We start from the raw sequence: 17,549 nt of genomic DNA, 5'->3' as shown, positions 1-17,549 counted from the left end.
TCTGGTCCCCGGGCCCGGGCCGGGGCCCCGCGCCGGCCCCGGCGCCCGCCGCCGGGGCGGCGGACGCCACGAAGGAGTCGAGCACGCCCTTGCCGACGGTGACCCGGCTCGCCCTGAGGGAGCCGCGCAGCGCGTCCAGGCCGAGCGAGGCGCGCCACGCGGCCGGGCCGTCGCCGCGCGCCTGCGCCTGGAGCAGGTCGACGGACACCTCGCCCGCCTCGCCGTACCGCGCCAGCTGCTCGGTCCACGGCCGTACTTCGTCGTCGAAGGCGCCGCCCGCCGGGCCCCGGAGCCGCTGGGGGACCTCGCGCATCGCGGTGAAGGCGGCGCGCAGCCGCTTCGCCGCGGCGTCCCGTACGCCCGGGTCGGTGGACGTGCGCGACCGCCAGAAGCCGTCGACGAGCGGACGCAGGTACGCCGACTCCTCGCCGCCCAGGACGGAGGAGGCGTCGTTCCCGGCCAGCGCCCGCAGCGCCTCGCGGGCCGGGTCGTCGCCGCCCGCCAGGTCGTCGATCGCCGCCTTCCAGGACTCCTGCGGCTGGTAACCGCGCGGGTTCCAGGCGTAGTCGGCGGCTGTGAACAGGGGGATGCGGGAGGCGGAGGGCTGCTCCATGGCGTTGGCGAGGAGGGCGGCGGAGCCGGTCGCGACGGCGGGCTCCCGGCCCGTGTAGGGGCCGAGGAAGATGCGGTCCTGCGCGTAGTCGTTGACCGGATAGTTGTCCATGGTGACCAGCGGATGCCGGAACGCGGCCCGCGCCCCCGCCAGTTCGCGCCCGGTGATCGTCTTCGGCACGACGCCGACGCCCGTCCACGCGACCTGCACCCCGCCGTCCAGCCGGTCGGCGAGCGCCTGCCGGTAGTCGGTGTCGCCCTCCTGGTAGAACTCCGTCGGCATCACGGACAGCGGCTCGGCCCCCGGGTGCCGCTCCGCCAGATGCCTCGCCACCGCGTTGGCCACCCGCGCGTGCGCCTTCGCCGCCGCCTCGGGACCCGAGCCGAAGGCGTGCGCGTCCGCGCCGCAGTGCCACTCGCTGTAGCTGACGTCCTGGAACTGGAGCTGGAAGGAGCGCACCCCGAGCGCCCACATCGCGTCGAACTTGCGGTTCAGCGCCCTGATGTCGTCGTCGGACGACATGCACATCGCCTGCCCGGGGGCCACGGCCCAGCCGAGCGTCACATGGCCGGCGCGGGCCCGTTCGGCGAGCGCGCGGAAGTCGGCGCGCCGGTCCGCCGGGTACGGTTCGCGCCAGCGGGCCTGGCGGTACGGGTCGTCGCCGGGCGCGTAGAGGTACCGGTTCTGCTTGGTACGGGCCATGAAGTCGACCTGGGCCAGGCGCTGTCCGCGCGTCCACGGCTGCCCGTAGAAGCCCTCGGTCATGCCGCGCACGGCCGTCCCCGGCCAGTCGCGGACCATGGCCCCGGCTATCCGCTTCCCGTCTTTCCCGTCCGTGCCGCCCGTCACCAGCTGACGCAGCGTCTGGGCGGCGTGGAAGAGGCCGTCGTCGCCGACGCCGTCGAGCGCGACCGTCTCGCGTCCCCCGACGAGACCGACGGCGAGCCGGTATCCCCCGGACGGCAGATCGGCGCGCCGGGGCGCGCGCAGGGCGCGCAGCGCGTCCTGCGCACCGGTGCCACCCGCCCGTACGACCAGGCCGCGCGCGGGCAGCGGCTCACCGGGCCCGACGCTGTACAGCGTCTGCACACCCGCGCCGCGCAGCAGCTCCTCGACGGCCTTCACGGCGTACGGATCGGCTCCCGGCTCCGTGACGAGCACCGCTTCCCGGCCCACCCGCACCGGCTGCCCGGCCGCCCGTATCGACTGCGGCCGCGGCCACACGGCGGGCAGGGCGGCGTCGCTCCCGAGGTCCCGCGTCGTGGCCGCGGGCGTGGCGGGCGCTGCGGGGTCGGGGTCGGAAGGGGCGGCGAACGCGCCGTGCGCGCCACCCAGCAGCCCCCCGATGACGGCGACCGCGACGGCGGTCGCGCCTCTCCTGCGCCCGAACTGCACGGCCGTCTCCTCAGTCGCGTCAGCCTTCTCCTGTGGGCCCAGAGCCCACCACCCGTCCGCCCGGGTGTCAATTTTCATACAGGGAAGTGGGTGTGACGCGGGACACGTTGAGGAAACGTATGGGTCTGCGGCCGTGCTCATTGGGTAAGGCTGCTGTGTCCGTACAGTCCACCGTAGGGAGGCCCCTGTGGCCGCCGCACAGCTTCTCCTTTCCGCCCTGTCCAAACCGGTGCCGACCCCCCGCGCCGGCCTCGGCGCCGGGTACCCGCTGGACGCCGGATTCGCCGAGCCGCTGCTCACCACCGAGCCGCCCCTGACCAGCGAGCCCCCGATGGCCGACGCCGCGCCGCTCACCAGCGAGCCCCCGATGGCCGACGCCGCCCCCCTGACCAGCGAACCGACGGCCCACGGCACGGCGTCGGGCACGGAGCCCATGGGGGTCTAGATGGGCCTTGCCCGGCTCGCGGCCCTGCACGGCGTCGCCACGTCCTACCAGCCATCGGCGCACCGCACGCTCCAGGTCCCCGACGACACGGTGGTCGCCGTGCTGGCGGCCCTGGGCGTCGACGCCCGTACGCCCGAGGCGGTGCGTACGGCCCTCGAAGCGCACGAGGCCGCCGCCCGCCGTCTGCTGCCCCCCACGGTGGTGTCCTGGGCGGGCGAGGACGGCCCGCAGCCGCCGCCCGCCCTCGCCGGCCTGCCCGCGGGCACCGTGCTGCGCATCGAGACGGAACAGGGCCCGGCGGTGGAGTGGGAGTCCCAGGCCCCGCCGCACGAGGAGGCGTCCGGCCCCGTCCCCGGCCCCGGAGCCGCCGTCCCGCCGCCCGTCACGGGCGAGGGGTGGGTGCAGCCGCCTCTCGGAGTGCACCGGCTGTCGGTGCGTACGCCGGACGGGACCGAGGACGCCGCCACGCTCGTCGTCGCGCCCGGCCGGGTCCCGCAGCAGCCCGGCCGCGTCTACGGGCTCCTCGTCCAGCTCTACTCCCTCCTGTCCCGGCGCTCCTGGGGCATGGGCGACCTCGGCGACCTCGCCGAGCTCGCCGCCTGGTCCGGGCGCTCCCTCGGCGTCGGATTCGTACAGATCAACCCGTTGCACGCGGCCGTCCCCGGTGCGCCCACCGACCCGTCGCCGTACCGCCCCTCCTCGCGCCGCTTCCCCGACCCCGTGCACCTGAGGGTCGAGGACGTTCCCGAGTACGCCCATGTCCCGGCGGCGGACCGGGCGCGCGTCGACGGCCTGCTGGAGCGGGCCGCGGCCCTGCGCGACGGCGTCCTGGACAAGGGCGAGCTGATCGACCGCGACGCGGTGTGGGAGCTCAAGAAGGAGGCCCTGGAGCTGGTGCGGCGCGTCCCGCCCGGTCCCGGCCGCCGCGCCGCCTACTGCGACTTCCTGGCCGAACAGGGCACGGCCCTGGAGGACCACGCCACCTGGTGCGCGCTCGCCGAGGTGCACGGCTCCGACTGGCACGCCTGGCCGGCCGCACTGCGCGACGACCCGCGCTCCGCCGCCGTGGCGCGCGCCCGGGACGAGCTGTACGACCGCGTCGACCTGCACTGCTGGCTGGCCTGGCTCACCGACTCCCAGCTGGCGGCGGCCCAGCACGCCGCCCTCGGGGCGGGCATGCCGGTCGGCATCGTCCACGACCTGGCCGTCGGCGTGCACCCCGGCGGCGCCGACGCCTGGGCGCAGCAGGACGCCTACGCGCGCGGCATGTCGGTCGGCGCCCCACCGGACGCCTTCAACGCGCTCGGCCAGGACTGGGGGCTGCCCCCGTGGCGCCCCGACGCCCTGGCCGCCACCGCGTACGCCCCCTTCCGCGACCTGTTGCGCGGGCTCCTGCGCAACGCGGGCGCCCTGCGCATCGACCACGTCATGGGGCTGTTCCGGCTCTGGTGGGTCCCGGAGGGCCGCCCGCCGACGGACGGGACGTACGTCAGGTACGACGCGGACGCGATGCTCGCCGTACTCGCCCTGGAGGCCCACCTGGCGGGCGCGAGCGTCATAGGGGAGGACCTGGGCACGGTCGAGCCGGGTGTGCGGGACGCGCTCGCCGAGCGCGGTGTGTCCGGCACGTCGGTGCTGTGGTTCGAGCGCGACTGGGCCGGTACGGGCGAACCGCTGCCCCCCGGGGCCTGGCGAGAGCACTGCCTGGCCACCGCCACCACCCACGACCTGCCGTCCACCGCCGCCCGCCTGACGGGCGAGCACGTCGCGCTGCGCCACCGGCTCGGCCTGCTCACCCGGCCCCTGGCCGACGAACGGGCCGAGGCGTCCGTCGAGGTCGCCGACTGGCTGTCGTACCTGGCCAGGCTCGGTCTGCTGCCGGAGGGCGCGGGCGACGAGGAGGGCGGCATCCGCGCCGTGTACCGCTTCCTGCTGCGCACCCCGGCCCGGATGATCGGCATCTGGCTGCCGGACACGGTGGGCGACCGGCGGCCGCAGAACCTGCCCGGCACCTGGGACCAGTACCCCAACTGGCGTCTGCCGGTCGCCGACGCCGAGGGGCGCCCCGTCACCCTGGAGGAACTCGCCGCGTCCCCCCGGCTGCACGACCTGATCGACGTCTTCCGGACCTGTGCGGCGCCCTCGGCGCCCTCTGCGGGACCCCCTATGGCACCCCCGGACGCGCGGCCCGCTTAGGCGTTCGCTACGTTTGCACCGTGGACAAGAAGAACGCCCTGCGCGCCGGCGCCGTCGCGGCCGGTACGACGCTGATGATGCTGCTCATGTCGTCCCCCGCGCTCGCGCTCACCCGCGACGACGGCGACGACCCGGGTCCCGGCCTGAGCGTGGCCGAGACGCTCGGCCTGTATGTCGTGGCTCCGATCGCGCTGTTCGCGGTGATCACGGGTCTCGTCATGGTGCTGGACAAGTCCAGGAAGCAGACCTGACAGCGCACCTGGCCGCAGACCTGACGGCAGACCTGGGGGCAGTGGTCCTGCCGGCGGGCACAGCTTTCTGATCTCTGTTTTCCGAGTCTCACCGAGGGCGTCCTCGCCCGTACCGCGACCGCGTACGGACGAGGACGCCCTCGACGTGTTCGCGTACGGCGCTTTTCCGTGGGCCGCGTGTCCGTACGGCGGGCCTACGCCCGGGCCGATCCGGCGAGCAGCTGCCGCAGCAGTTCCTGGAGCTGCTCGACCTGCTCCTCGCCGAACCCTTCGAGCGCCTCGTGCTGAATCTCCAGACCGGCCGCCACCGCCTCGTCGACGATCGCGAGGCCGCGCTCGGAGAGCGTCACCCGCAGCCCGCGCCGGTCGTGCGGATCGGGGCTGCGGCTCAGCAGCCCGGCCCGCTCCAGCTTGTCGAGCCGGCCCGTCATCCCGCCGGTGGTGAGCATCAGCGTCGCGGAGAGCTGGCGCGGCGAGAGGGTGTACGGCTCACCGGAGCGGCGCAGCGTCGCGAGGACGTCGAACTCGCCGCGTGAGATCCCGAACCGGGCGTACTCCTTCTCGATGCGGTCGCCCATGGCGCGCGCGATCCGGTAGACGCGGCCGAAGACGGCCATCGGGGCGGTGTCGAGGTCGGGGCGCACCTCGGCCCACTGGGCGGTGATGGCGTCGACGGGGTCCTTGCTCGTCATGTCCGCAGTATCGGCGGAATTCCGGTCGGCTGCAAGAAAGTAGCTTGACGGAAAGTAGCTTCCGGCTAAGCTACTTTCCATCAATCTACTCGAGGGGGAGCGCGATGAACCGCGCCGCAACCATCGCTCTGACCGCGCTCGCACCCGTCTCCTGGGGCTCGACGTACGCCGTCACCACGGAGTTCCTGCCGCCCGACCGGCCGCTCTTCACCGGCCTGATGCGCGCCCTGCCCGCCGGGCTCGTGCTGCTCGGGGTCGTCGGAACGCTGCCGCGCGGCGTCTGGTGGGGGAAGGCGGCCGCGCTCGGAGCGCTGAACATCGGGGCGTTCTTCCCGCTGCTCTTCCTCTCCGCCTACCGGCTGCCCGGCGGCATGGCGGCGGTCTTCGGCACGCTCGCGCCGCTGTGGGTGGCCGGGCTCGCGGTGCTGCTGCTCAGCGAGAAGCCGACCGTGCGCACCCTGCTGACCGGGATCGCGGCGGCGCTCGGTGTGAGCCTGGTCGTGCTGCGCGCCACCGCCGCGCTGGACACGGCCGGTGTGCTGGCGGCGCTCGCCTCCTCCGCCTCGATGGCGGCCGGGACCGTGCTGACCAAGCGCTGGGGGCGGCCCGAGGGCGTGGGGCCGCTGGTCATGACCGGCTGGCAGCTCACCGCGGGCGGACTGCTGATCGCGCCCGTCGCGCTCCTGGTGGAAGGGGCGCCGCCGGCCCTGGACGGGCGGGCCGTCGCCGGTTACCTCTACCTGGCGCTGGTCAACACGGCGGTCGCGTACTGGCTGTGGTTCCGCGGCATCGGCCGGCTCACCGCGACCTCCGTGACCTTCCTCGGCCCGCTGTCGCCGCTGAGCGCGGCGGTCATCGGCTGGGCGGCGCTGGGGGAGACGCTGACACCGGTGCAGCTGCTGGGGATGGCGATCGCGTTCGGGGCGACGCTGCTGGGCCAGATGAGGGTGGCGAAGCCCGAAACGTTCAGCTCAGCTGAAGAGAATGATCGGAAACATTCGATGGACCTGACGGGTGGGGCGCTGCGACGGTAGGGCCCGAACGCAACCGAGGCTCCCGGCAGGGGAGCGGAACGAGGGGATACCCGTGGCAGTCCAGGACCGGGTCCGTATCAGCGGTAGGCCGACGGCCGGGAAGGCGGAGAGGGCCTCGGCCGTCGGCCTCGTCCTCGCCGCCGTCGCGACGGTTCTCTGGTCCGGCAGCTTCATCGCCTCCCGCGCCCTCCACGACTCCGTCCCACCGGTGCAGGCCGCCTTCTGGCGCTGGATCGTGGCGATCGTCGCCGTGGCCCCCTTCGCGGCCCGCGAAGCGTGGCGCCAGCGAGAGCTGCTCCGCCGCCACCTGGGGTTCGTCACCCTCGCCTCGCTCCTCGGCGTCACCGTCTACAACACCCTCGTCAACCAGGCCGGGCTCTCCACCTCCGCGGGCAACATGGGCATGATCATGGCCGCCTCGCCGGTCCTGATGGCCCTCTACGAACGCCTGGGCGGCGCCCGTCTCGGCGCCCGCCGCACCACCGGGATGCTGGTCGCCTGCGCCGGAGTGCTGCTCCTGGTCAGCAAGGGTTCGCTCACCCCGGACCTCACCACCGGCGACCTGTGGATGCTCGCGGCGGCGGTCTGCTTCGGCTCGTACAGCGCGCTGCTGCGCCGCAAGCCGGCCGGGATCGGCGGACTCGCCTTCCTGTTCGGTACGTTCGTGCTCGGCGCGCTGATGCTGTCGCCGGCGTACGCCGTCAGCCTGGCGCTCCAGGGCGGCTTCGAGCCGACGGCGGGAACGGCCGGGCCGCTGGTCTACGTCGGTGTCTTCTCGTCCGCCGTGGCCTTCTTCGCCTGGAACAAGGCGATCGCGCTGATCGGCGCGGCGCGGGCGGGCGTCGTCTACTACCTCCAGCCGGTGTGCGTGGCCCTGCTCTCCTTCGCTCTGCTGGGCGAGGCGACGGAGCCGGCGGGGCTCCTGTGCATGGCGCTGATCCTGGGCGGAGTGATGCTGGGGGCGGGAAGAGGCCGGTGACGGGCCGGGCTCCGGTGGCGGGCCGGGATAGATTCCGTCCCATGATCGAGTGGGACATCAAGAAGCTGCGGATCCTGCGGACCCTGCGCGACCGGGGGACCGTGACCGCGACGGCCGAGGCGCTGCTGATGACGCCGTCGGCCGTTTCGCAGCAGCTGTCCAACCTCGGCAAGCAGCTCGGCGTACCGCTGCTGGAGGCGCACGGACGGCGGGTGCGCCTCACCGACGCGGCCCACCTGGTCCTGCGGCACGCGGAGGCAGTCTTCGCCCAACTGGAGCAGGCCGACGCCGAGTTGACGGGGTACGTGCGCGGGGAGGCGGGAGAGGTACGGATCGGGGCGTTCTCGACGGCCGTGCCGGCGCTGGTCGTACCGGCGGTGCAGCGGCTCCGTACGACGCATCCCGCGCTGGAGGTACGGGTCAGGGAGGCCGAGGCCGCCGAGGCGTACGAGCTCCTGGCGAGCGGGGCGGTCGACCTGGCGCTGTCGCTGGCGGCGCACGCCCCGACGGCCCGCGACCCCCGGCTCGCCCGCGTCCCGCTGCTGGCCGACCCGCTGGACGTGGCGCTCCCGGCCGGGCATCCGCTGGCGGCGGCGCCGGGCCTGCGGCTGGCGGACCTGTCGGGCGAGCCGTGGATCTTCGGCGGGAGCGGGCCGTGGTCGGAGATCACCCGCCACGCGTGCGAGGCGGCGGGCTTCGTACCGGAGCAGGCGCACAGCGCCGCCGGCTGGACGGCGATCCTGGCCATGGTCGAGGCGGGGATGGGGGTGGCCCTGGTCCCGCGGATGGCGTCGGCGGAGCGGCGTACGGGGGTGGTCATGCGGGTCCTGGGCGCGGACCGGCCCCAGCGCCACGTGGTGGCGGCGGTGCGCCGCGGAGCGGAGGCGGGCCCGGCGGTGGCCCGCGTGCTGTCGGCCCTGCGCGAGGTGGCGACGGCGCGGACGCCGTGACCCGGGCAGGACCATTCAGTTCCGCTTCAAAGCCTGTCCAGAAACTTTCGATGGACCTGACCGGTCGTGGGCTGTGACAGTCGGAACATGACGACGACCGACGCGCACCTCGAAGACCCGCACGCCAACGACGCCGCCCCCTACGGCGGAGGTGACCCGTACGCCGACTACCGGGGCGGGGACTTCCCCTTCACCGAGCTGGTCGACCTGGCCGACCGGCGCCTGGGAGCCGGTGTCATCGCCGCCAACGACGAGTTCTTCGCCGAGCGCGAGAACCTCCTCATCCGTGAGCGTGCCGTCTTCGACCCCGAGCACTTCGGCCACAAGGGCAAGATCATGGACGGCTGGGAGACCCGGCGCCGGCGCGGCACCGACGGGTCGCACCCCTTCCCGGCGCCCGAGGACCACGACTGGGCCGTCGTCCGCCTCGGCGCCCCCGGCGTCATCCGCGGCATCATCGTCGACACCGCCCACTTCCGCGGCAACTACCCGCAGCGCGTGAGCATCCAGGCCGCCGCGGTCGAGGGCTCGCCCAGCCCCGGGCAGCTCCTCGACTCCGAGGTGAAGTGGGAAGAGATCGTGGCCCCCACGCCCGTGCGCGGACACGCGGCCAACGGGTTCGAGATCACGAGCGAGCGGCGCTTCACCCACATCCGCCTGTGCCAGCACCCCGACGGCGGCGTCGCCCGCCTGCGCGTGCACGGCGAAGTCGTGCCCGACCCGCAGTGGCTGGACCTCCTCGGGACCGTCGACCTCGTCTCCGTACTCAACGGCGGTGTGTACGAGGACGCTTCCGACAAGTTCTACTCGTCGCCGACGCAGATCATCCTGCCGGGGACCTCCCGCAAGATGGACGACGGCTGGGAGAACCGCCGTCGCCGCGTCCGCGACACCAACGACTGGGTGCGCTTCCGTCTCGTCGCGCAGGGCGCCATTCGCGCCGTCGAGATCGACACGGCGTACCTCAAGGGCAACTCGGCCGGCTGGATCGCCCTGAGCGGGCGCAACGGCGAGAGCGGCGAGTGGTTCGAGATCATCCCGCGGACCAGGCTCCAGCCCGACACCCTGCACCGCTTCAAGCTCCCGGCCCAGGCCGTCGCCACCCACGTGCGCCTCGACGCCTTCCCCGACGGCGGCGTCGCCCGGATGCGGCTGCACGGGGCGCTCACCGAGCAGGGCGCGGCCGAGCTGCGTGCCCGTTACGAGGACGTGGCCGGCCGGTAGCCGGCCCCGCCCCCACCAGACCCCCGCCCGGCGGACGGCAGCGGTACAGCGCCCGGCCGCCGGGCGGTTTCCACGGGACAACGAGAGGGCGCCCCCGGCACACGGCAGGAGGGCGCCCTCGGGCGTGTCCTCACACGCCGGACGGGCTGGGGGCGGTGCCGCAATGCGGTGCCATCAGCCCCTCCGGCGATCGAGGGGCGGGGTCCCGGGCGGAGCCCCGCGGGATTCGCCCTACGCCGAGCCCGCCGCCTGCGCGGCCGCCGAGCCCGCCGCCGCGTCCGCCGCCTGCGCCTTCAGCGCCCGCTCGATGCCCGAGCGGGACTCCAGGACCAGACGGCGCAGGGCCGCGCTCGGGTCCGCCGACGCCAGCCACGCGTCCGTCGCGTCCAGCGTCTCCCGGGAGACCTGCACCGCCGGGTACAGACCGACCGCGATCTGCTGCGCCATCTCGTAGCTGCGCGAGTCCCAGATGCCCTTGACCGCCGCGAAGTACTTCTGCGCGTACGGCGCGAGCAGTTCACGCTGGTCGGTCTGGACGAAGCCGCCGATCACGGCCTCCTGCGCGGAGTTCGGGAGCTGGTCGGACTCGATCACCGAGGCCCACGCCTCCGCCTTCGCCTCGGCCGTCGGCCGCGCCGCCCGCGCCGACGCGGCGTGCAGCTCGCCCGCCGACGTCCTGTCGCGCTCCAGCTCCGCCGTGATCACCTTCTCGTCCGCACGGCCCGTGGCCGCCAGCCGCCCGACGAACGCCCAGCGCATCTCGGTGTCGACGGCCAGCCCCTCCACCGTCTCCGTGCCGTCCAGCAGGCCCTGGAGCAGGTCCAGCTGCGCGTCCGTACGGGCGGCCGCGGCGAACGCCCGCGCCCACGCCACCTGGTGGTCGCTGCCCGGCTCTGCCGCGCGCAGGTGCTCCAGCGTCGCCGCCGTCCACCGCGCCAGGCCGCTCTCGCGCCAGTCCGGCGCCGCGTACAGCTCCAGCGCCAGCTTCGCCTGGCGGTGCAGGGACTGGACGACGCCGATGTCCGACTCCTTGCCGATGCCCGACAGGACCAGCGCCAGGTAGTCGCGGGTGGGGAGCTCGCCGTCGCGGGTCATGTCCCACGCCGCAGACCAGCACAGCGCGCGCGGCAGCGAGTCGGCGAAGTCACCGATGTGCGCCGTGACCATGGCCAGCGAGTCGGCGTCCAGACGCACCTTCGCGTACGACAGGTCGTCGTCGTTGAGGAGGATCACCGCAGGGCGGGGCGTGCCCGCGGGGAAGGGGACCCCGGTCAGCTCGGCCGCGTCGACGTCCATCTCGATCCGGTGCGTACGGACCAGCCGGCCCGCGCCGTCCAGGTCGTAGCAGCCGACCGCGATGCGGTGCGGGCGGAGGGTGGAGGCGCCCTTCGCGCCCGCCGGGAGCGCCGGGGCCTCCTGCCGGACGGCGAAGGACGTGACGGTGCCGTCCGCGGCCGTCTCGATCTCCGGGCGCAGGACGTTGATGCCGGCCGTCTCCAGCCACGCCTTCGACCAGGTCTTCAGGTCGCGGCCGGACGTCTTCTCCAGCGCGCCGAGCAGGTCGGGCAGGCGCGTGTTCCCGAACGCGTGCGCCTTGAAGTACGCCTGCACGCCCCGGAAGAACTCGTCCTGGCCGACGTACGCCACGAGCTGCTTGAGCACGGACGCGCCCTTGGCGTACGTGATGCCGTCGAAGTTGACCAGGACGTCGTCCAGGTCACGGATCTCGGCCATGATCGGGTGCGTGGAGGGGAGCTGGTCCTGACGGTAGGCCCAGGTCTTCTCCGAGTTCGCGAACGTCGTCCACGCGTCCGGCCACTTGGAGCCCGCCGCGTGCGCCTGGCAGGCGACCGAGGTGTACGTGGCGAACGACTCGTTCAGCCACAGGTCGTTCCACCACTCCATGGTGACCAGGTCGCCGAACCACATGTGCGCCAGCTCGTGCAGGATGGTCTCGGCGCGCCGCTCGTACGCCGCGTCCGTCGTGCGCGACCGGAAGATGTACTGGTCGCGGATGGTCACCGCGCCCGCGTTCTCCATCGCGCCCGCGTTGAACTCCGGCACGAAGAGCTGGTCGTACTTCGCGAAGGGGTACGCGTAGTCGAACTTCTCCTGGAACCAGTCGAAGCCCTGCCGCGTGACGTCGAAGATCTCGTCCGCGTCGAGGAACTCGGCCAGCGACGGACGGCAGTAGATGCCCAGCGGGACGCTCCGGCCGTCCTGGTTCTCGTACGAGCTGTGGACGGAGTGGTACGGGCCGGCGATCAGCGCGGTGATGTACGTCGAGATGCGCGGGGTCGGCTCGAAGACCCAGACGTCGTCCTGGGGCGCCTCGGGCGTCGGGGAGTTCGAGATGACCGTCCAGCCGGACGGGGCCTTCACGGTGAACTGGAAGGTCGCCTTCAGGTCCGGCTGCTCGAACGACGCGAAGACGCGCCGCGCGTCCGGCACCTCGAACTGGGTGTAGAGGTACGCCTGCTGGTCCACCGGGTCGACGAAGCGGTGCAGGCCCTCGCCGGTGTTGGTGTACGCGCAGTCGGCGACGACCTTCAGCTCGTTCGGGCCGGCCTCGAGGTGCTTGAGGGCGATGCGGGAGTCCCGGAAGACGGCGGCGACGTCCAGCGACTTCCCGTTCAGCACGACCTGGTGCACGGCGGGCGCCACCAGGTCGATGAACGTCTGCGCGTCGGCCTCGGCGGACTCGAAACGCACGGTGGTCACGGACCTGTACGTGCCGCCCTCCTGCGCGCCGCTCAGGTCGAGCTCGATCCCGTACGCGTCAACGGTGAGCAGGCTCGCCCGCTGCTGGGCCTCTTCGCGGGTCAGATTCGTGCCAGGCACCCGGTCATCTCCTCGGTATGTGTCGTTTTCCGCCATCCTTCCACGCCGTTCCTGTCATGACTGCTGAGTCAGCTCGCAGCTGACAGAGCGCGATGTCCGAAGACCGCCGGTGCGCCGCCGGGGCGGCGCGGAGACTGGCCGTATGACGATGACGACGTACACCGCGCGCCCCATCGGGTCCACCGCGCTCGAGCAGCTGCGGGACACCGACGACGCCGGCCGCGCCTGCGTCCCGTACACCGACGAGGAGGGCGGCGCCCCGCTGCGCTGCTGCCTGCGGCTCGGCGAGCCCGGCGAACGCGTCGCGCTCGTCTCGTACGCGCCGCTGCGCCGCTGGGCCGCCGAGACACGGGCCAGGCCCGGTGCGTACGACGAACAGGGCCCCGTCTTCGTCCACGCGCAGGAGTGCGAGGGGCCGGCCCGGACCGGGGACTACCCCTTCGCCCGCCCCGGCGCCCTGCGCACCGTGCGCCGCTACGACGCCGACGGGCACATCGCCGGCGGCCGGCTCCTGGAGATCCCGGACGCCACGACGGCGGGCTTCGACGCCGTGTTCGCCCAGGCCTTCGCCGACCCGGAGGTGGCGCTCGTGCACGTCAGGGCCGTCGAGTACGGCTGCTTCCACTTCGAGGTGCGCAGGCCCTGACCCGCGCCGGGCCGCTCACCGCGCGCCGGCGAGCGCCCTCGCGAAGGCCCGTACGCGCTCCGTCTCACCGTCGCGGTGCCACACCATGCCGAGCACCGAGTCCGGCAGGCCGTCCACCGATACGAAGACGATGTCCTCGCGACCGTGGTACTCCGCCGTCGGCCGGCACAGCAGCATCGCCCCGCGCCCGGCGGCCACCAGGGTCAGACCCTCCTGGAGCGTCGTGACCGACGGGCCGGGGACGGCCGAAGGGGCGTGCCCCTCGCGCCAGTAGGCGGGGGCGGGCGCCGACGCCGTGACGAGCGGGGTGGTGGCGACCTCGGCGGCGGTGAGGGAGGCGCGGGCCTGATCAGCGGGCTGCTGCTCGGGTACGGGACGGCCGGGATCGCCGGCGACTTCCTCGGCGGCGCGGCCGCCGCCCGCGACCACCGCCGGACCCTGCTGGTGATCTCCGTGGTGCTCGGTTCCGCCGTCCTGCTGACGGCGGGGCGGGCGGCGGTTCGGCCGTGGCCGCGGCGGCGCTGCTCGTGGTGTGGGGGCCGGCGTACGGGGGAGTGCCGGTCAACGCCCAGAGCTGGCTGACGGCAGCCGCGCCCACGCGGCCCGAGGCGGCGTCGGCGCTCTTCGCCGGGGTGTTCAACGCGGCGATCGCACTCGGTGCGCTGCTCGGCGGCCGGGCCGCGGACCGCTACGGCGTGCCCGGCGCGCTGTGGCTCGGCGGCGCGCCGGCGCCGGCGGCGACGGTGGTGGTGGCGACCGGGCGTACGCGTACGACGGCGGGGCGGGGCTCCGAGGAGCCCCGCCCCGCCGGGCGCACCGGAAGTACGGAAGAGGTCAGGACTTGAGCTCGGCCGCGACCAGCTCCGCGATCTGCACGGCGTTGAGCGCCGCGCCCTTGCGGAGGTTGTCGCCGGAGAGGAACAGCGCCAGGCCGTTCTCGGCGGTCTCGTCGCGGCGGATGCGGCCGACGTACGAGACGTCCTGGCCGGCGGCCTGGAGCGGGGTCGGGATCTCGGACAGGGCGACGCCCGGAGCCCCGGCGAGCAGCTCGGTCGCGCGCTCCACGCTCAGCGGGCGCTCGAAGCGCACGTTGACCTGGAGCGAGTGGCCGGAGAAGACCGGGACGCGCACGCAGGTGCCGGAGACCTTCAGCTCGGGGATCTCCAGGATCTTGCGCGACTCGTTGCGGAGCTTCTGCTCCTCGTCGGTCTCGAAGGAGCCGTCGTCGACGATCGAGCCGGCCAGCGGCAGCACGTTGTAGGCGATGGGGCGCCTGTAGACGCCCGGCTCGGGGAAGTCCACGGCGTCGCCGTCGTGGGTCAGCTCGGCGGCGTGGTCCACGACCTTCTTGATCTGGCCGTCGAGCTCGGCGACACCGGCCAGGCCCGAGCCGGACACGGCCTGGTAGGTGGTGGCGACCATCGCGGTCAGGCCGGCCTCGGCGTGCAGCGGCTTGAGGACGGGCATCGCGGCCATCGTGGTGCAGTTCGGGTTCGCGATGATGCCCTTGGGACGGTTGGCCACCGCGTGCGGGTTGACCTCGGAGACCACCAGCGGCACCTCGGGGTCGCGGCGCCAGGCGGAGGAGTTGTCGATCACGACGGCGCCCTGCGAGGCGACCTTCTCGGCCAGCGCCCTGGAGGTCGCGCCACCGGCGGAGAAGAGGACGATGTCCAGGCCGGAGTAGTCGGCCGCCGACGCGTCCTCGACGGTGATGTCCTTGCCCTGCCACTCGATCGTGGAGCCCGCGGAACGGGCGGAGGCGAAGAGGCGCAGCTCGTCGGCCGGGAATGCGCGCTCGGCCAGAATCCTGCGCATGACTGTGCCGACCTGACCGGTGGCTCCGACGATTCCGACCCTCACGGGGACTCCTTCGTACGTATGAACGTGGCGCTGGGTGCTTGACCTGGTGCTGTCCATAATGCGTCTGTCCCCGGCCGCCTTGTCCAATCCATTGTCCGGCCCCTGGACCGGGTGACCGTTGTCACGGCCGTCGCCCACCCGTCACCGGATCTCCAGGCTCCACGCGCCACCGGTCCTGATCTGCAAAAATCCGCCCGGGAACGTGTGCAGCCCGGGGGCGGTGGCGATCCGCCGTACCGGCTCCAGACGCTCGTCGAGCGCCCACAGGACGGGCAGGTCCAGGTTGCCCTTGGACTCGTGTGTGAGCATCATCCCGGTTTCGGGACCGGTGTGGTGCACGACGGCGTATCCCTGCCCGGAGAGGTGGCCCCCGGCGGCCCTGTCGAGGACCGGGGCGGTCGCGGCCGCCATCGGGTCGAGCTGCCAGCCGGTCGCACCGGACGCGGTGACCAGGACGTAGCAGTGGCCCGCCTCCGTGACCCACAGCGGACCGACGACCGGCCGGCGCCGGCCCCGGGTGTCGGCGGAGATCACCGTCTTGCCGTGGGCCTGGACGGTACGGGTGGAGAGCGGGTCGTCGTCGGACGTGGTGCGGCGCAGGCCCAGCAGCGCGGGCGGCCCGTCGTAGCGGAAGACCGCGCTGCCGACGCCCTGCACCGGCCCGGTGAGCGCCGGGGCCTGGTCGGCGGGCAGCAGTCGCAGGGACCAGTCGACGGCGTTGTCGACGCGCAGCCGCACCTCGGGCTCGCCCTTGCGGAACAGGAGGGTGCGGCCCTGCTCACCGTTGTCGGTGCCGCTCAGGAAGCGGTCCTCGTCGTCGTACTCGTCGAGCACCGTGACGGTGTGGCCGAAGAGCGCGCCGTCGCTGCGGATCGCGTACTCCAGGACGGCCGGGCGGCCCGGGTTCGGGTTGACGAGGATGAGCGTGGCCCCGCCGCGGCCCTGGTGGACACCGGTGACCCGGGCGACGGCCGGGTCGAGGGCGGGCAGCGGGCGGGGGCTGAGCGACCAGGGGCCGTCCGCCTCGACGGTGATCACCAGGGGGCCGGACGTGAGGGGGACGGTCTGCCGCAGCGGGCCGGTCTCGTTGACGAGGAGATCGCTGCGGTCCTTGAACCGGTCGGCGCTCTCGCTGCTGCACACGCCGAAGTAACCGCCCTCGTCCTCGTCGCCCGCGAACTCCACGTCGAGGTCGGCCACCGGGCCGTGGTAGACGAGGACCTCGGGTCCGAAGCCGCGGATCCCCTCGGTCATGTCGCGTGCGACCGAGAGCGGCTGGACCATCAGGGTCCAGTCGTTGTCCGCTTCGATCTTCAGCCGCAGCGGGCGGTCGGCGCGGTTCTGGACGAGCGCCCGGCCGCGGAAGTCGGTGAGGGTGGTGTTGAACAGCAGCTCGCCGTCCTTGTTGCGGTGGTCGAGCGTCTGGACGCAGAAGTAGCCGTCCTTTTCGTGCCACGCCTCGACGACCACCGGGCCGGGCGGGACGGGGGCGTCGACGGTCACGACGTCGTTGCTGTGGCCCCGGCGCACGAAGGAGGGGAACCGGGGGCCGAAGGAGTGGGGGACGCGGTCCTGTGCGGGCGCGGCGGAGGCGTGCGAGAGGGGGGTGTGCGCGGTGGGAGCGGGCGCGGCGGGGGTGTGCGCGGTGGGAGCGGGCGCGGCGGCCGGTACGGGCGCGGGCGCCGTCGCGGGCGCCGGTACCGCGGCCTGGGGCGCCGCACCGCCCCCCTCGACCGCGATGCCGAAGTCCGTCGCGAGCCCGGCCAGCCCGGACGCGTACCCCTGCCCGACCGCGCGGAACTTCCAGCCGCTGCCGCGCCGGTAGAACTCACCGATGACGAAGGCGGTCTCGGTCGTCGCGTCGTTCACCGCGTAGAGCGCGACCGGCGCCCCGCCGCCGGTGAGGACCTGGACGTACAGCCCCGGTACGGAGCCGAAGACCCCGCCGTCGCAGGAGCCGGCTATCACCACCCGCTGCACCTCGGGCCCGAGGCGCGGCAGGTCGGCCTCCAGCCACTCGGCGAGCTGCCCGTTGCCCTCGTTGGTGCCCAAGTGCCGCACGGTGCCCGATGGATGCTGCGGCTGGTTGTAGAAGACCAGGTCGGCGTCGCCGCGTACCTTGCCGTTCGCGTCCAGCAGGAGGGCCGACGCGTCCACGACCGGGGCTCCGGCGACGTTCTGACGGCAGACGGCCACGCGGAGGATTTCGCTGGGCACGGGGATGTTGGCGCCCTTGGTGATGTGCGTCATGGGGCCATGGTGACAGTGGAGTTGGCGCGTAGTCGATGTGGAGCCGATGCGCGGTTCGCTTTCTCACGGGCTGGATCCACCGGGGGAATCACCGGGGAACGCGGAGGGGCGGGGGGGGGGGGGGGGGCGCCCCCCCCCCCCCCCCCCCCCCCCCCCCCGGCCCCCGGGGC

At 73.8% G+C, this 17,549-nt stretch carries 15 protein-coding genes; 9 read left to right on the top strand and 6 right to left on the bottom strand.

From position 1 onward, the window contains the following. Positions 1 to 2,008: beta-N-acetylglucosaminidase domain-containing protein (locus tag ACWDZ4_RS34110; RefSeq protein WP_451512270.1), on the bottom strand; the 2,008-nt coding region annotated here is incomplete at its 3' end. Positions 2,009 to 2,195: 187 nt separating this feature from the next. On the opposite strand from ACWDZ4_RS34110, the gene ACWDZ4_RS34105 reads away from it, so the two are divergent. The 3 genes from ACWDZ4_RS34105 to ACWDZ4_RS34095 are packed head-to-tail and all read left to right on the top strand — an operon-like array spanning position 2,196 to position 4,900. Continuing rightward, on the top strand, positions 2,196 to 2,453 hold the full coding sequence (locus ACWDZ4_RS34105) for a hypothetical protein (protein WP_451512268.1): 258 nt from the start codon (positions 2,196 to 2,198) through the stop codon (positions 2,451 to 2,453). Next, entirely contained in the window at positions 2,454 to 4,649 is a 2,196-nt protein-coding gene (gene malQ, locus ACWDZ4_RS34100; RefSeq protein WP_451512267.1) for a 4-alpha-glucanotransferase, read from the top strand. Between the two features lie 20 nt (positions 4,650 to 4,669). Next, entirely contained in the window at positions 4,670 to 4,900 is a 231-nt protein-coding gene (locus tag ACWDZ4_RS34095) for a hypothetical protein (protein WP_451512266.1), read from the top strand. A gap of 194 nt (positions 4,901 to 5,094) precedes the next feature. Here ACWDZ4_RS34095 and ACWDZ4_RS34090 read toward each other — a convergent pair whose 3' ends face one another. After that, complete coding sequence (locus tag ACWDZ4_RS34090) at positions 5,095 to 5,592, bottom strand: MarR family winged helix-turn-helix transcriptional regulator (RefSeq protein WP_451512265.1); 498 nt, start codon at positions 5,590 to 5,592, stop codon at positions 5,095 to 5,097. A 104-nt stretch (positions 5,593 to 5,696) separates the two neighbouring features. Here ACWDZ4_RS34090 and ACWDZ4_RS34085 point away from each other — a divergent pair, with 104 nt between their 5' ends. From ACWDZ4_RS34085 to alc, 4 genes are all read left to right on the top strand, one after another. Continuing rightward, positions 5,697 to 6,626: an EamA family transporter gene (locus ACWDZ4_RS34085; RefSeq protein WP_451512264.1), complete on the top strand. Its 930-nt coding sequence runs from the start codon at positions 5,697 to 5,699 to the stop codon at positions 6,624 to 6,626. Between the two features lie 52 nt (positions 6,627 to 6,678). Then, positions 6,679 to 7,605 carry a DMT family transporter gene (locus ACWDZ4_RS34080; RefSeq protein WP_451512263.1) on the top strand — a complete coding sequence of 309 codons (927 nt, stop codon included), beginning with the start codon at positions 6,679 to 6,681 and terminating at the stop codon, positions 7,603 to 7,605. A 41-nt stretch (positions 7,606 to 7,646) separates the two neighbouring features. Continuing rightward, entirely contained in the window at positions 7,647 to 8,555 is a 909-nt protein-coding gene (locus tag ACWDZ4_RS34075; protein WP_451512262.1) for a LysR family transcriptional regulator, read from the top strand. A gap of 87 nt (positions 8,556 to 8,642) precedes the next feature. After that, positions 8,643 to 9,779, top strand: coding sequence for an allantoicase (gene alc, locus ACWDZ4_RS34070; protein ID WP_451512261.1), 1,137 nt, complete (start codon positions 8,643 to 8,645; stop codon positions 9,777 to 9,779). Positions 9,780 to 10,010: 231 nt separating this feature from the next. On the opposite strand, the gene pepN is transcribed toward alc, so the two are convergent. Next, the gene (pepN, locus tag ACWDZ4_RS34065) at positions 10,011 to 12,620 is read right to left on the bottom strand and encodes an aminopeptidase N (protein WP_451512260.1); all 2,610 of its coding nucleotides are present in this window, start codon (positions 12,618 to 12,620) and stop codon (positions 10,011 to 10,013) included. Between the two features lie 148 nt (positions 12,621 to 12,768). On the opposite strand from pepN, the gene ACWDZ4_RS34060 reads away from it, so the two are divergent. Further along, the gene (locus tag ACWDZ4_RS34060; RefSeq protein ID WP_451512269.1) at positions 12,769 to 13,266 is read left to right on the top strand and encodes a DUF1203 domain-containing protein; all 498 of its coding nucleotides are present in this window, start codon (positions 12,769 to 12,771) and stop codon (positions 13,264 to 13,266) included. A 15-nt stretch (positions 13,267 to 13,281) separates the two neighbouring features. Here the strand turns inward: ACWDZ4_RS34060 and ACWDZ4_RS34055 are convergent, their stop codons facing one another. Beyond that, positions 13,282 to 13,695 (bottom strand): LysR substrate-binding domain-containing protein, encoded by a 414-nt coding sequence (locus ACWDZ4_RS34055; protein ID WP_451512259.1) that lies wholly within the window; start codon positions 13,693 to 13,695, stop codon positions 13,282 to 13,284. 77 nt (positions 13,696 to 13,772) lie between these two features. Between ACWDZ4_RS34055 and ACWDZ4_RS34050 the strand changes: the two genes are divergently transcribed. Next, positions 13,773 to 14,111, top strand: a complete 339-nt coding sequence (locus ACWDZ4_RS34050) for a hypothetical protein (protein WP_451512258.1) — start codon at positions 13,773 to 13,775, stop codon at positions 14,109 to 14,111. Here the strand turns inward: ACWDZ4_RS34050 and ACWDZ4_RS34045 are convergent. Beyond that, positions 14,101 to 15,129: an aspartate-semialdehyde dehydrogenase gene (locus ACWDZ4_RS34045; protein WP_451512257.1), complete on the bottom strand. Its 1,029-nt coding sequence runs from the start codon at positions 15,127 to 15,129 to the stop codon at positions 14,101 to 14,103. The two genes, ACWDZ4_RS34050 and ACWDZ4_RS34045, sit on opposite strands and share 11 nt — an antisense overlap. A gap of 141 nt (positions 15,130 to 15,270) precedes the next feature. Further along, positions 15,271 to 17,379, bottom strand: a complete 2,109-nt coding sequence (locus tag ACWDZ4_RS34040) for a TerD family protein (protein WP_451512256.1) — start codon at positions 17,377 to 17,379, stop codon at positions 15,271 to 15,273. Positions 17,380 to 17,549 lie beyond the last annotated feature (170 nt).

The sequence above is a fragment of the Streptomyces sp. NPDC003016 genome (genome assembly GCF_053591455.1).
The sequence above is the reverse complement of the archived record's forward strand: the minus strand, read 5'-3'. Positions and strand labels throughout refer to the sequence as shown.